Origin of the sequence: Phycisphaera sp. (assembly GCA_025916675.1) — a bacterium.
Lineage (GTDB): Bacteria > Planctomycetota > Phycisphaerae > Phycisphaerales > UBA1924 > JAHCJI01.
This window is the reverse complement of sequence record CP098402.1, coordinates 1835031-1849425: the sequence shown is the minus strand read 5'-3', so window position 1 is coordinate 1849425 and position 14395 is coordinate 1835031. Positions and strand designations below refer to the sequence as shown.

General features: G+C 67.6%; 11 protein-coding genes. 3 read left to right on the top strand and 8 right to left on the bottom strand.

Translation table 11 applies throughout. The annotated features are described in order from the left end of the window. Positions 1–28: 28 nt before the first annotated feature. Together rho and coaE are read right to left on the bottom strand one after the other, a co-directional pair. On the bottom strand, positions 29–1285 hold the full coding sequence (gene rho, locus NCW75_07945; protein ID UYV14185.1) for a transcription termination factor Rho: 1257 nt from the start codon (positions 1283–1285) through the stop codon (positions 29–31). 560 nt (positions 1286–1845) lie between these two features. Beyond that, positions 1846–2463 carry a dephospho-CoA kinase gene (coaE, locus tag NCW75_07940; protein ID UYV11233.1) on the bottom strand — a complete coding sequence of 206 codons (618 nt, stop codon included), beginning with the start codon at positions 2461–2463 and terminating at the stop codon, positions 1846–1848. Between the two features lie 303 nt (positions 2464–2766). Between coaE and NCW75_07935 the strand changes: the two genes are divergently transcribed. Together NCW75_07935 and NCW75_07930 are read left to right on the top strand one after the other, a co-directional pair. Then, positions 2767–3273 (top strand): hypothetical protein, encoded by a 507-nt coding sequence (locus tag NCW75_07935; protein ID UYV11232.1) that lies wholly within the window; start codon positions 2767–2769, stop codon positions 3271–3273. 96 nt (positions 3274–3369) lie between these two features. Continuing rightward, positions 3370–3846: a thioredoxin domain-containing protein gene (locus tag NCW75_07930; GenBank protein ID UYV11231.1), complete on the top strand. Its 477-nt coding sequence runs from the start codon at positions 3370–3372 to the stop codon at positions 3844–3846. 400 nt (positions 3847–4246) lie between these two features. On the opposite strand, the gene NCW75_07925 is transcribed toward NCW75_07930, so the two are convergent. Beyond that, entirely contained in the window at positions 4247–4921 is a 675-nt protein-coding gene (locus tag NCW75_07925; protein ID UYV11230.1) for a hypothetical protein, read from the bottom strand. A gap of 699 nt (positions 4922–5620) precedes the next feature. On the opposite strand from NCW75_07925, the gene NCW75_07920 reads away from it, so the two are divergent. Next, positions 5621–6316, top strand: coding sequence for a hypothetical protein (locus tag NCW75_07920; GenBank protein ID UYV11229.1), 696 nt, complete (start codon positions 5621–5623; stop codon positions 6314–6316). 498 nt (positions 6317–6814) lie between these two features. Here NCW75_07920 and NCW75_07915 read toward each other — a convergent pair whose 3' ends face one another. The 5 genes from NCW75_07915 to NCW75_07895 all read right to left on the bottom strand — a co-directional run bounded on the left by NCW75_07915 (position 6815) and on the right by NCW75_07895 (position 14048). Next, entirely contained in the window at positions 6815–8383 is a 1569-nt protein-coding gene (locus NCW75_07915) for a 2-oxo acid dehydrogenase subunit E2 (GenBank protein ID UYV11228.1), read from the bottom strand. A 111-nt stretch (positions 8384–8494) separates the two neighbouring features. After that, positions 8495–9469, bottom strand: coding sequence for an alpha-ketoacid dehydrogenase subunit beta (locus tag NCW75_07910; GenBank protein ID UYV11227.1), 975 nt, complete (start codon positions 9467–9469; stop codon positions 8495–8497). Positions 9470–9493: 24 nt separating this feature from the next. After that, positions 9494–10615: a pyruvate dehydrogenase (acetyl-transferring) E1 component subunit alpha gene (pdhA, locus tag NCW75_07905; GenBank protein UYV11226.1), complete on the bottom strand. Its 1122-nt coding sequence runs from the start codon at positions 10613–10615 to the stop codon at positions 9494–9496. Positions 10616–10800: 185 nt separating this feature from the next. Further along, entirely contained in the window at positions 10801–12792 is a 1992-nt protein-coding gene (locus NCW75_07900) for an acyl-CoA dehydrogenase family protein (protein ID UYV11225.1), read from the bottom strand. Positions 12793–13049: 257 nt separating this feature from the next. Next, entirely contained in the window at positions 13050–14048 is a 999-nt protein-coding gene (locus tag NCW75_07895; protein ID UYV11224.1) for an NHL repeat-containing protein, read from the bottom strand. Positions 14049–14395 lie beyond the last annotated feature (347 nt).

Below are 14395 nucleotides of genomic sequence, written 5' to 3'. Positions count from 1 at the left end.
CCCTTGGCGCTGATCGGGCGGGAGACGTTTAACCCAACTGCATCGTCATCAAGAATTCCGCGTTCGTCTTGGTCTTCTTGAGCCGGTTGAGGATCAGCTCCATGCCCTCGACGACGTTCATGTCGCTCAAGACCTTGCGGAGCTTGTAGGTCAGCTCGAGTTCCTTGGGGTCGAGCAGGAGTTCCTCGCGACGGGTGCCGCTGGCGCCGACGTCGATTGCGGGCCAGACGCGCTTCTCGACGAGCTTGCGGTCGAGGTGCAGTTCGCTGTTGCCCGTGCCCTTGAACTCCTCGAAGATGACCTCGTCCATGCGGCTGCCTGTGTCGACGAGCGCGGTGCCGATGATGGTCAGGCTGCCGCCGTTCTCGATGGCACGGGCGGCGCCGAAGAACTTCTTGGGGCGTTGCAGGGCGTTGGCGTCGATGCCGCCGGACATGATCTTGCCGCTGTGGGGCTGCTCGGCGTTGTACGCGCGGGCCATGCGGGTGATCGAGTCGAGCAGGATGACAACGTCGTCGCCGAACTCGACCATGCGCTTGGCCTTCTCGATGACCATGTCGCACACCTGCACGTGGCGGGTGGCCGGCTCGTCGAAGGTGCTGGCGACCACCTCGACGTCGGGGCTGGTGTTGCGGCGGAAGTCGGTGACCTCCTCGGGCCGCTCGTCGACCAGCAGGACGATGATCTTGACCTTGGGGTGGTTGGCGGTGATGGCCTGGGTCATCTTCTGCATCAGCACCGTCTTGCCCGTGCGCGGCGGGGCGACGATGAGGGCACGCTGGCCCTTGCCCAGCGGGGCCACCAGGTCCATGATGCGCGTCTCGATGACGCTGGCGTCGGTCTCCAGGTGGAATCGCTCCTCGGGGTGCAGGGGCGTGAGGTCTTCGTAGAGCTTGAGCTTGTGGGCGGCGGCGGGCTCACGGCCGTTGACCTCGTCGACGCGGAGCAGCGCGAAGTAGCGTTCGCTCTCGCGCGGCGGGCGGATCAGCCCGCGGACGATCATGCCCTTGCGCAGGCCGAAGCGGCGGATCTGGCTCGGGCTCACGTAGATGTCATCCGGACCGGGCAGGTAGCTCTGCTCGGCGCTCCGCAGGAAGCCGAAGCCGTCGGACATGATCTCGAGGGTGCCGTCGCCCACGAGCAGGCCCTGGCTGGCGGCGCGGAGCTTGAGGAGCTTGAAGATGAGGTCTTGTTTCGTAAGGCCGTCGTAGTCCTCGAGGCCGTCCTTCTTGGCGAGCTTCTTGAGCTTATCGAGCTCCATCTTCTGGAGGTCGCTGATGCTCAGGGCTTCCTTGAGGGCCTTGGGGTCGGCCTTGGCGGCGATCTTCTCGATCTCGGCGGCTTCGCGTTCGAGCTCGTCGTCGCTGGGAAGGCCGTGCTCGAAGTTGCTGCTCCCGCCTGGCCCCTTGCGTTTGCGGCGTTTGCGGCGGGTGCCGCCGCCGCCACCGTCGTTGTTGTCCCGGCGGCTGCCGCCCTCGCGGGGGCGCCGCCGCTCGCCGCTCTCGCGCTCGGGGCGGTCGGGGGTGTCGGCGGTCGCCGTCGACGTGCTCTTCTCGCGGTCTTCACGCTTTTCGGCCGGCGGGGTCTTCGCCATGGCATCCTCGCAGGATTGAAGGGTGGGGACGGGGATCGGATCGGGGCTGGCAGCAGGCGGCGAATGCCACCCTCCAGCCCGAATCATCAACCAATCGATGGGCCCGAACACCGGGCTTGGGGACGGTCCGGGACGCGACGCGTGCCAGAAGGATCATCCGGATTGGCGGGGGAAAGGTCGCCACGAGTCGCGTGGCTGATGGGACGATAGCCACCGCCAACGGCCCGGGCAAATTGGGGCATTTGAGGGCCCTATTCGCAGCTCTGGGCGTGCTCGATGGCCTCCAGGGCCGACATGACCTGGGCCCGCAGGGCGGCCAGGTCGCCGTCGTTCGAGACCACGGCGTCGCTGCGCTCCCGCTTCTGGTTTAGGGGCATTTGGGCGGCCTCGCGGCGGTCAAGTTCGGCCTCGCTCCAGCCCCGGCCCTCGACCACCCGCCCCAGCCTGATGTCTCGGGGCGTGTCCACGAAGATCACCGCGTCGCACTCGGCGTCGACGCCGGCCTCGAACAGCAGCGGGGCGTCGATGACCACGCCCGCGGCGTTCTTTGCTCGCGCAGCCCCGATCAACTCGGCGCGTTCCTCGTGCAGCCGGGGGTGGACGATGCCTTCGAGCGCCTTGCGTTTGGCGTCATCGCCGAAGACCGCGTCGGCGATGGCCCTGCGATCGGGTTTGCCTTCGGCGTCGAGCATGTTCTCGCCGAAGGCTTGCACCAGTTGCTTGATCACATCGGGCCGTTCGAGGACGGCCCGCGCCCCGGCGTCCGAGTCGCTGACAACGAAGCCCAGCTCGCCCAGGATGGCCGCCACGGCGCTCTTGCCGCTGCCGACGCCGCCGGCCAAGCCGAGGATAAGAAAGCTGCTTGCCATGGGGAATACTTGACCGGCCGGCGTGGCTGGGGATGATTCTTCCCCGCCCTTTCTTGTGGCGGGCCCGAAAGGAACCGTGCGATGCTGGCGCTCTATCCATCACGACTTGCCATGGGCCGCGGCCCGGTGGCCATCGTGCGCGCCGCGAGTTGGCACGTGTTTGCCGATATCAAGGCCTACCTGGCCGTCGATTTCGCCGCCGGCTGAGTTCGGTCCCCCTTCCCTCAAACCAGTCCGTCTTTTCATCCGTGTGATGCCGCGCGCCGAGCTCCCGAGCGAGGCCGTGCGGCCGGAGTGTGCATTATGAGCCGAGAGCAAGACCAAGTGCAAGAACAGCGAACCCGAGTCCTCCCCTTCTCCAGCGTCCACCAGCGTGCCGGCGTCAGCCGGCGGCTGGCACCCGAGGACGTCGAGCCGGGTCAGTACGTGACCGTGCTGGTGCGGCACCAGCGGTTCTGGCGCTTCGACTGCGAGCGCGAGGAGCCGGTGAGCCACGGCATCACCAGCCTGCCCGAGCAGGACGACGACGGCGACCAGGAGGCCGGCGGCCGGGCCGGCGCGCCGATGCGTGTGCTGGCGGTCAGCCTGCCGTTCGTGGTTGCGCGGGCCATCGGCGTGAAGCGGCCGGACGCCGATGCCGAGGACTCGTCGCCCCGCCGGGCCCGGACGCTCGACCTGCGTCAGGTCGAGCTGGCCGAGGTCGGCCGCGACTACGCCCGGGCGTTCGCGTCCGCCAGCCGTCCCCGCCCATCGAGCGGGGACGCCGGCGAGGGCCAGGGGCCCGCCCCGCCGGGCGCGAAGACTTCGTGAAACCCCGCGCCGGGAATAAAGGCCGGGCCACGCACCCTCTACCCTGGGGACGCGCGGCCCGGCCGCTTTCATAACCTATCAATAGGAGCAACGACCATGACCCCCACACGCCCAACCCCCCGCACCCTCGCCGCCACCCTCCTGCTCGCCGCCGCCCTTGGCCTCGGGGCGTGCTCGTCCACGGGCACCACCGAGATGATGACCAGCGCCGACCAGCGTCAGTTGGAAGCCGCCGCCGGAGGCGCGTCGGTCGTCGCCGTGGCCATGACCGCCGACTGGTGCGGCCCGTGCAAGACGCTCGAGCCCAAGTTCAACGAGGCCATGACCTCGCTGCCCTACAACAGCGTCCGCGTCATCCGCGCCGACTACACCGACCGCGGCAACCCCGAGGCCCGCGCCACCCTGCGCGACGCCGGCCTGGACAGCCTCGAGCGGTCCAATGGCGGAACCACCGCCGTCATCTACCTGCTCGACGCCGACACGGGCGCCGTCCTGGGCGACATCCGCGGCGCCAGCCTGAGCGCCGGCGAGATCCGCGAACGCCTGAACGACGCCATCGCCGCCGCCAGCTAGCCCACTCCGTGGGGGGCCACTCCGTGGAGGGGTTTTGGATGGTCGCGGTTCGTAACCGCTCGGGACATTGATCACGCCGGCGTCCTCCGTATCGGGGACGCCGGCGTTTTTTTCTGTCACAATCCGCAACCCCGGCAACCAGACCCGGTAGCACCACCGGCGACGTCGCCGTGCCCGTTTCGGGCGTGCAGAAATCGATATATAGGAATGCTCTTGGGAAGCGGCTCTCCCTCCGCGCCGGGTCGGGCAGGACCCGGCGCGAGGGCGGCTGCCCCACCCACTCCGTGGGGGGGGTGGGGGTCGAAATGGGCAAATCGGCAATTAAGAAAATGGGCAGACCAAGAGATGGCACGCCCCTCTTCATCTGCCCATCTGCCCATGTGCTGATCTGCCGATGTGCTTACGCCGCGTCGCTCTGCGCGCCGCCGCCGATCTGGGCCGCGGCCTGCTGCCCGTTGCCGACGCCGAGCTGCACGTTCTTCTCGGGGCCGAAGACCAGCTTGTCGGTCTGCTGGGCGTCGATGGCGTAGGTCACCCGGTCGGTGCCGAAGGGCAGCGCCTCGTCGGTGAACGCCTTGTCGGTGACCGTCGCGACGACCGTGAAGTTGGTTTCGCTGGTCAGGCGCCGCTTGACGATGTAGAACGTCCCGCGCGGCCCCTTGCCCTTCCACGTCAGCCGCACGCGGCCCTGGTCGAGCAGCTCGGCCTTGATGTCGCTCGGCACGTCCGGGGCGGGTGTTTCCCCGGGCGGGTCCTTGGGGCTCATCTGCGCGAGGACGTACACCTGCGGGTCGTTGTTGATGGCCGCGTGGGTCTTGACCTTCAAGATAAGGTCGCGGGCCCAGTTCATCGCCGCGTCGGCCTTGTCGTACCAGTTCAGCGTGCTCGCTTTCGAGGCCTGGCGGGCGGTGTCCGCCTCCGTGCGGGCGGTCTCGGCCGATCCGGCCAGGGTCACCAGCGCCGTGACTTCCGTCGGATCGAGCCCGATCGCCGCGGCGTTGTCGCCCCATGGTTCCAGGTGCGCGTTGATCCAGTCCAGTGCGGGCCCGCGTTCGGCGGGCAAGTTCGTACCCATGTCGATGCTCCGATTGGGTTGGTCCGGGGCCCGACCAACCCGGCCGACGCCCGCGAGTCTGATTGGCCCCCGGTCACGCGCCCGGGGCCGAGAAGTGGATCGACGGTCTGGCGCGGTGACTTTGGTCCGAGTTTGGAGTTCTTTGAAAGTTTTTCGCAAGGTATGATCGGCCAGGAAGTTCCATTCGAGATCCTTCCGGCGCCGCGGTCCGCCACGCCGCGAAGCCCACCCCCCGAACCGGGGGGCCGGGCGGTCGCCGGCGTGCCCCGAGTGTCCGATACCCGTGCGCAAGAACGAGTCCTGCGCCCATGGATGCTCCACCTGCGCCCATGGACGGCGTTCCTGCGCCCCTGGATGGAGCACCTGCGCCCCTGGATGCTCCACCTGCGCCTCTCGGAAGAGCTCCTGCGTCCCTGGAAGGAGTTTCTGCGCCCATGGAATGGCCATCCGCGCACCAGGACCACACTCTGACGAGCCCCTCGCGCGAGCGAGGGGAATGGATGCTCGCACGCCCATTCCCCTCGCTCGCGCGAGGGGCTCGTTGGGGCGGTGCTTCGCGCTCTTCGCGACCTTCGCGTTCAATCTCTTCGAGCACCCCGGCGCGTGCTGGCATCGCACCGCTTTGGCCTGAGGCCGCGTGCGCACGCCCGCGGCTCGGACGGAGCGGCGCACGGCCTTCGCGGCCCGCTACCGTCCCCCATGCGCACCCGCCGCGACCCGAATCCGCCGCGACCCCCACGCATGCTCACGGTGCGCCTGGTTGTGGTTGCGCTGATGGTGGGGGTGGTGCTGGCAGTGGGGAGCGCGGTGGTGGCTTCGGTCGTTTGGCATTCCTCTCCGCTTGCGGTCCGATCCCCCGACTTCTCCGCTGTGTTCCTGTGCGACGGGCAGGCCATCATCATGCAGCGGCACGACTATGTCGGTGTGAACACATGGTCGACTGCGACCACGCCAAGGCTGGATGACGAGACGCTGCGGTACTTTGTTGAGATGGGGAGTGCGAGGGCTGTCGACGCCGCCCCCCGTCCACGGGACATCCGGACCCCGCTCGACGGACGGAGAGGCTCGACAATCAGCTATCGATTTGGCTGGCCGATGCGTGCGGCCCACCACAACGGCAGGAATGCGTCGGGTTCACACGCGAGCCAGTGGAAGGGCGGCTACTCCGTCACCGCGTTCGGCCGCGACTGGACCATTCCCACCCTCCCCCTCTGGCCCGGCCTGCTGGGCAACACGCTGTTCTACGCGTTGCTCGTGCTGACGCCCCTGGCCCTGCTGCGCTGGCGCAAGCTCCGCCGCCGCGTGAAGTGTGGGTTGTGCGCGGCGTGCGGGTACGAGCTGGGCGAGGGGATTGGTGCGTGCCCCGAGTGCGGGCTGGCGAAACGCGCGTCCTGACGAGCCCCTCGCGCGAGCGAGGGGGCACGGGTGTTCGTGGGGGTGCTCTGGCGGGTCACGAACGTTCGACGCTCTGGCGGAGCCGAAGACGGCTGCGCCAGAGCTGCCCCAAGTTAGATTGTTTTGGAGCGGTCGCTGCGCTCCCTTGACGGGCTACCGCCGGGGCCGCAGAAGCGGCCGCGCCGGGGCATGCGCCCTGCGCCCGAAGACGGGCTGGGGCGGATGCCCCGGCGCGAAGTGCCTTGTGCGAACATGCGCCGTTGGCTCTTGACGCCGAAGCATCCGCCAAGCCGGTCTTCCGGCGCCGGCGCATGCGGGAGGCGCGGCCGCTGAGCGGCCCGGCCGGTAGGCCGCAAGCGAGCAAAGCGAGCGCCCAAAAGCACCCCCGTTGGTCGAGCGCTGGCGCAGCCGTCTTCGGCTCCGCCGAGCGTCGAACGTGCAACACGCACCAAAGCACCACACGAGCGTGCAAAACCCACCAAAGCACCACGCGCGGCGTCAGCCGATCGACCCCGGCTCCTGCAACAGCTTCACGATCTCCGCCAAACACAGCGCCGCCGTCGCGCCGTCGACGACGCGGTGGTCGCAAGCCAGGCTCAGGGGCATCTTCTTGCCGACGACGGCCTGCCCGTCACGCACGACCACGGCGTCGTAGACCTTGCCGACGGCGAGGATGCCCACTTCAGGAGCATTGATCACCGGCGTGGCGAACATGCCCGCATGGCTGCCGACGTTGCTGATGGTGAAGGTGGAGCCGGAGAGGTCTTCGCGGGCGGCGCTGCGGGTGCGGGCGCCGTTGGCGGCGTTGGCGATGGCATCGCTCATGCTGGGCACGTCGAGCTGGTCGGCGCCCTTGATGACTGGCACCATGAGCCCCGCGTCGGTGTCGGTGGCGATGCCCAGGTGGCAGGCGTGGTGCTCGACGATCTCCTGGCTATCGCCCGAGCCCTCGACGCGGGCGTTGAGCGCGCCGAAGCGGCCACCGGCGCGCGGCGCGATCGCCTTGCACACCGCCGCGGCGACGAAGGGGAGGAAGCTGAGCTTGGTGCCTTGCTCGGCGAGCTGCCGGCGGAGGCCGTCCAGGTCGGTCACGTCGGCCTCGTCCATCACGGTGAAGTGCACGGCGGTGTCGACGCTCTCGCGCAGCTTGCTGGCGATGGTCCGGCGCACGCCGCGGAAGGCGGTGCTGGAATCGCCGCTGCTGGCCTTGCTCTGCTGGGCCGGATCGGGAATCGGCCGTGCGCTCGCGGGCACGTAACCGGGAGCCATCGGCACGCCGCCACCGCCCATGCCGCCCATCATGCCGTAGGGCATCATCATGGGCACGGGCACCATCATCATGGGCATGCCCATCGGCATCTGGCCCTGCATCTGGGGCATGCCGTAGCCCATCGGTTGCTGCTGGTATTGCGGCTGTTGTTGGTACTGCGGCTGCTGTTGTTGCGGCTGCTGGGGGCGCGGCATGGGCTTGCGCGTCGTGCCGGCGTTCTGGTTGCTTGACGGCGCGGCGGCGGGCTTCTTGGTCGCACCGCCCGAGTCGGTGAAGGCCTTGAGGTCCTTCTCGAGCACGCGGCCGCCGATGCCGGTGCCCGGCACGGCGTTGATGTCGATGCCCGCCTCGCGTGCCTTGCGACGCACGGCCGGGGTGGCCAGGGCCTTGCCCTCCTGGCGTGTCAGGCCGGGCGTGTCGGCGCTCATCTTGCCGACGACGGTGCCATCATCCTCGCGCGCGGCCGGGGCATCGGGAGCAGCCGCGGCGTGGTCGGTCCGGCTGGGCTTGTCGTTGGACGACTTAGCGCCGGCGGCGCTCCCGCCCTCGTAGCTCACGAAGGGCTCGCCCACTTTCATCACGTCGCCGTCCTTGCCGTGCAGGGTCTTGATGGTCCCGGCGCGTGGCGAGGGGATCTCGGTGAGGGCCTTGTCGGTCTCGACCTCGGCGAGCGACTGCTGCTCCTCGACGGTGTCGCCTTCCTTGACCAGCCACTTGATGACCTCGGCCTCCTGGAGGCCCTCGCCGATGTCGGGCAGGAGGAAGATGTTGGGATCGCTTGAAACTTTGCCGGCCATGGTGGTCCTCGGAAGATGGGAATTGGCAATTGGCGATGGGCAATGGGCAATTGGGTTTGAGCAAATCGGGCTTCAGGCAATTGCCAACTGCCAACCCCCAATTGCCACTCTTCAGTACGCCAGCACCTGCTCGATCGCCTCCTTGATGCGGGGCGCCTCGGGCAGGTAGTGGTTTTCGAGCTTGTAATACGGCATGACGGTGTCGAAGCCGGTCACGCGTTGGACGGGGGCCTCCAGGTGCAGGAAGCACTTCTCCTGCAGGATGGTCGCGATCTCGGCGCCCATGCCGGCCGTGCGCGGTGCCTCGTGGGCGATGACGCAGCGGCCGGTCTTCATGACGCTCTCGACGATCGTGTCCTCGTCCATCGGGTAGATGGTCCGCATGTCGATCAGTTCGACGCTGACGTCCTCGGGCAGCTCGTCGAGGGCGGCGAGCGCCTGGAACACGGTGGCACCCCAGGTGATGACGGTGACGTCGTCGCCCTCGCTGACGATCTTGGCCTTGCCGATCTCGACGGTGTAGTCGTCCTCGGGCACTTGTTCTTTGTAGCTGCGGTACACGCGCTTGGGCTCGAAGAACATCACCGGATCGGGGTCGCGGATGGCGGCCAGCAGCAGCCCCTTGGCGTCGTAGGGCGTGCTTGGCATGACGACCTTGAGGCCGACGTGGTGGCTGTAGATCGCCTCGGGGCTGTCGCTGTGCAACTCGGGCGCGTGGATGCCGCCGCCCACGGGCACACGAACCGTCAACGGCACGGTCACGGCTCCACGCGTGCGGGTGCGCATGCGCCCGGCATGGTGGACGATCTGGTCGTACGCCGGCCCGAGAAAACCCTCGAACTGGATCTCGGGCACTGGCCGCATGCCGTTGATCGCAAGGCCGATGGAGGTGCCCAGGATGCCCGATTCCGCGAGGGGCGTGTCGACGACGCGGTCCTCGCCGAAGCGCTTCTGGAGGCCGTCGGTCACGCGGAAGACGCCGCCGTTGAGGCCGACGTCTTCGCCCAGGACCATGACGCGATCGTCGCGCTCCATTTCCTGGGCGAGGGCGAGGTTGATGGCTTGGACGAGGTTGAGTTCAGCCATGGTCGTGAGTTCCTTCGTAGTCTCTTAGTGCGCCATGCGAGCGTTTAGCCCGGCCTGCTCGGGGTTCTGGCCCAGCGACGTCGTCCGCATCGTGTCACGCTGCACGCGGATGCTCTCGGGCAACTCCTCGAACGTGTAGTCGAAGATGTCGTCCACGTCGGGCTTGGGCATCTCCTCGGCGGTCTTAACGACCTCTTGCACTATGGCCTTGGCCTTGGCTTCCAGCGCTTCCTGCTGCTCGTCGCTCCACAGGTCCTTGTTCTCGAGGTACTTCCGCAGGCGGATGAGGGGGTCCTTGGCCTTCCACGCGTCGAGTTCGGCGCTGTCGCGGTAGCGGCTGGCGTCGTCGGCGGTGGTGTGATCGGCTAGGCGGTAGGTCACCGCCTCGATGAACGATGGACCCTCGCCCTTGCGGGCGCGATCGTGGGCTTCCTTGGTCGCCAGATACATCGCGAAGAGGTCGTTGCCGTCGACCTGGATGGTCGGGATGCCGTAGCCGAGCGCCTTCTGCGCGAAGGTCTCCGACGCGGTCTGCTTCTCGCGCGGCACGCTGATGGCCCAGGAATTGTTCTGGCAGATGAAGATGCACGGCACGCCCAGCACGCCGGCAAAGTTGGCCGCCTCGTGGAAGTCGCCCTCGCTGGTCGCCCCGTCGCCGAAGTAGGTCAGCGCGACGCTGTCCTCCTTGCGGATCTTGGCGGCCCAGGCGATGCCCACCGCGTGCAGCATGTGCGTGCCGATGGGCACGCTCAGCGGCGTGATCTTCACGCCCTCGGGGATCTTGCTGCCGCGCTCGTCGCCCATCCAGTAGTTGAGCACGTAGTGCATGGGCAGGCCGTGCATGAACAGGGCGGCGTTCTCGCGATAGGCCGAGACGAGCCAATCTTGGCCCTTTCGTGCAGCGAGTGCCGAGCCAATCGCCGCGGCCTCCTGGCCCTTGTTCTGGGGGAACGTGCCCATGCGACCCGACCGCTGGAGCTTGAAGGCCACCTCGTCGTACTGACGGCAGATGGTCATGTGCTCGTACGACTGCTGCACCTGCTCGTCGCTGAGCAGGTCCTTGCCGAGCTTGCTATCGAGCTTCCCGTTCTCATCGAGGATGCTCAGGTGCTCGATCTGGGTCTTGTAGGCGACCTTGCGGGGCATGGGTCGGCTCCTGTTCTCATTGGCTCACGCCGGGCGCGAGGGATTCATGACTGACTGGGGCGCACGATAGCCGTCGGCCCCTTGGTTTGACTGGACCAAAGGGGTCGGCACGAGTCTCGACTCGGCCGCTGGCTATCGGGGGAGCCCCCGGGGGAGCATCATAGGGACGCGGACGGTGCGACGGGTTAGTGAGACGCCCCAGCGTGGGCCTCGAGGCCGATCTTCTGGGCGGCGTTGTCGCCAGGGAACTGCTTGATAGCGTCCTGATTCGGCGTGCGGCCGTCGCCCTTCTGGTCGGTCGGGGTGCGTTCGGGGATGATGAACAGGTCGGCCGGCAGGGTCGAGTTGTGGGCCATCGCCGCGTCGGCCGCCGCGAACAGCGTGTCGTCCGCGTTCTCGTACAGCTCGCGCCAGTTGGCCTGGATCCACTGCTCGGCCAGATCGAAGAAGTGCATCGCCGCGGCCTTGTTGCGGTCCATCTCTGGGCCGGTCTTGCCGTCGCGGATGTCTTGGTCGAGCCGGCTCAGCGTGCAGCCGAAGGCGTGCAGGTAGATGGCGTTGAGGGCCAGGCGGCTCTGGGGCACCTGGCGGCTGACCAGTTCGGCGTCGTACCGCTTGCTGGTCATCTTGAACTGGTGGCTGTGCTCGCGGATGAGCTTGGCCAGGCGGTCGGCCTGGGGCTTCAGGCTCGCGTGGACCTTCGTGATGCTCGGGGCCTTGGGGCGGATGCCCAGGAAGACCTGCGCGCCCAGCGGCACGGCGGCCTTCAGGGTCTTGGGCTGCATGAGGTTGGGGATGATGCGGCCGAGATTCTGGCCGAAGCCCTCTTCCTTGTCCCAGTCGACCTTGAGCTTGATGCCCAGCATGGCCTCGCCCAACTGCTTGCCGCCGTAGCCGAAGATGAACGACCACATGAGGTCGTTAGAACCCTCGACGATGATGTTGATGCGGCTGTCGCGGAAGATGCGCTCGACCTCGTTCTCGGTCATGTAGCTCTCGCCGCCCATGATCTGGACGGCGCTGTTGACCGTGCGCCAGCCCATCTCCGAGCAGAAGACCTTGCACATGGCCGTCTCGACCATGATGTCCTCGTCGTGGCGGTCGAGCATGCCGGTGGTCATGTACAGCATCGAGTCCATGGCGTACGTCAGCGCGCTCATGTGGGCGATGTGCTGCTTGACCAGATCCTTGTCGGCCAGCGGCGCGTTGAACTGGTAGCGCGTCTGCGCCCACCGGATGCCCTGGTCCATGGCTCGCTTCGCGCCACCGAGCATGCCCGCGCTGAGCGTGCAGCGTCCGTAGTTCAGACACGTCAACGCCACGTTCAGGCCGCGGCCCTCCTTATGGAGGAGGTTCTCTTTGGGCACCTTCACGTCCTTAAAGCGGATGCGGGCCTGCCAGGTGCCGCGGATGCCGCACTTGCTGCGGTTCTTCTGGAAGATGTCGATGCCCGGCATGTCGGGGTGGCACACCAGGGCGGTGACCTTGTCCTTGCCGTCGATGTTCTGCTTGCACATGACGGTGAACAGACCGGAAATGGCACCGGACGTGGCCCACTTCTTCTCGCCGTTCAGGATGTAGTGCTCACCGTCCTCGCTCAGCTCGCAGCGCGTCTCCTGGCCGCCCGCGTCGCAACCGACGTTGGGTTCGCTCAGGCAGAAGGCGCTGAGCCACTCCTGTGCCAGCTTGGGCAGCCAGCGTTGTTTTTGTTCGTCGGTGCCAAACAGCATCACGGCCTTGCACCCGATGCTCTGGTGCGCGCTCACGAGCACGGCGGTGCTGCCGCAGTACTTGCCGATGGTCTCGAGGATGCGGTTGTAGCTGGTGATGCCCATGCCCAGCCCGCCAAACTCCTTGGGGATGGTCATGCCCAGGACGCCCAGCTCGAACAGCCGGTCGATGGTCTCGCGTGGGATCTCCTGCTCCTGGTCGATCTGGATGCTGGGGTGCTCGTTCTTGAGGTAGTCCTCGACCTTGGCCACCAGCGCGTCGCACTCGGCCTTCTCGCCCCCGGGCTGCTGCGGATAGGGCAGCATGAGGTCTTCGCGGAAGCGGCCCCAGAAGAGGTTCTTGGCCACGCCCATCGATTCGGGTTCGGCACCAAGCAACTCCTCGGCCTCCTCCAGCATCTTGCGGTCGGCTTCGGAGACGCCCTTCATGTTCTTCAGGTCGGCCATGGCGTTGAGATCCTCCGGGGTGGGGTGGTGAGTCGCGTGGGGTCGTCGGCCCGAGCGGCGGGCGTGGCAATTGGCAATGGGCAATTGGAAGGAGCGGAGCGGGGAAGCGTCCCCCTTCCGGACAATTGCCAAATTCCCATATGGCCAATTGCCACTCTTCCAACCGCATTATTGAAGCCAAAGGGCCCCCGGGCGAGCGTCCGGGGTGTTGTTTCGGAAGGTGGCCGTGCGGCGGGGGGAAGCCCGGGGCACCGGTCCTACGGGCACCCCGCGTCGAACGCGTTCTGGAACGCCAGGAAGTCGAAGATTGTCAGCGAGCCGTCGCCGTCGAAGTCGGCCTCGCAGGGCTCTGGCACGAACAGCAGCGACGCGGGGAAGCCGTCTATGCCACCGGCCGTACCGGTGAGGAAAACGCCCAGGTAGGCTCCGTCCTGCGCGAACCGCAGGACGCCGCCGTCCCTGCCGTTGTAGGACACGAATACCGTGCCGTCGGGGGCCAGCTCGATGTCTTGCGGCTGGTCCAGCGGCGTCGTGCTCGCGGCCACGAACACGGACACCTCGCCCTCGGGATCGATCTCCAGGATGGCGTCGCTCGCGTACGAGCACACCAGCACGCGACCATCGGGCAGCAGCGCGAGGTCGGTCGGCTGGTCCAGCCCCAACTCGCCGCTCTCGACGGCGACCTCGAGGAACGCGCCCGTCTGGCCGTCGTAGCGCAGCACCGAGTCGTTCTGGAAGCTGGAGACCAGCAGCGATCCGTTGGCGGCGAACACCAGGCCCTTGTGCGGCACGTCCAGCCCGCCCGAGCGCGGCGCGACGAAGGCGCCCATCGCCGCGCCGGTGCCGCCCTCGAAGCGCAGGACGCGGTCGTTGGCGCGGCTGCTGACCAGCAGGTCGCCATCGGGCGTGAACACAATGCCGATGGGGCCCTCCAGTCCGCCGAAGCCCGGCGCGACGAACTCGCCAAGATACTCGCCGGTGCCCGCGTCGTAGCGCAGCACGCTGTCGGTGATCTGCGAGGCGACGTAGAGCAGGCCGTCGGGGCCCAGCACCATCGTGCGCGTGTTGGCCAGCGGGCTGAGGCCCGCCGCCACGAAGTGGTCGATCACCCGGCCATCGGGCCAGCCGAAGCGGACGATGCGGTCGCCCGCGTAGTCGCCCACCAAGAGGTGCTGGGTTTGGCCGTGGGCCGGGGCGCCGGCGGCGGCCAGGCCGAGGGCGGCGGTCAGGACTGGGATGGTCAGAGTCCGGGGCATGGCGATGGTCCTCCGGCGGCCAGCATACCCGAAGCCGCCCCGGCGTGCAAGGCGATCTCGGGCGGCGGCGGCGGGGGCGCGATCACGCACCGGGTGCCCCGAGCCCCGATCGCGGTGCCGGGATCGGGGATCTGGGAGCAAAGATCGGAGATCCGAGGGCCGGGATCCGTGATCTGTGCCCTGAGATCCGGGATTTGTGCCCTGAGATCCGAGATCTGTGCCCTCGGATTCGAGATTTGTGCCCTGAGATCCGAGATTTGTGCCCTCGGATCCGAGATTTGTGCCCTCAAATCCGAGATCTGTGGGCACAAATATGAAATCGGCGCTGTCTTATCGGGTTCATCACC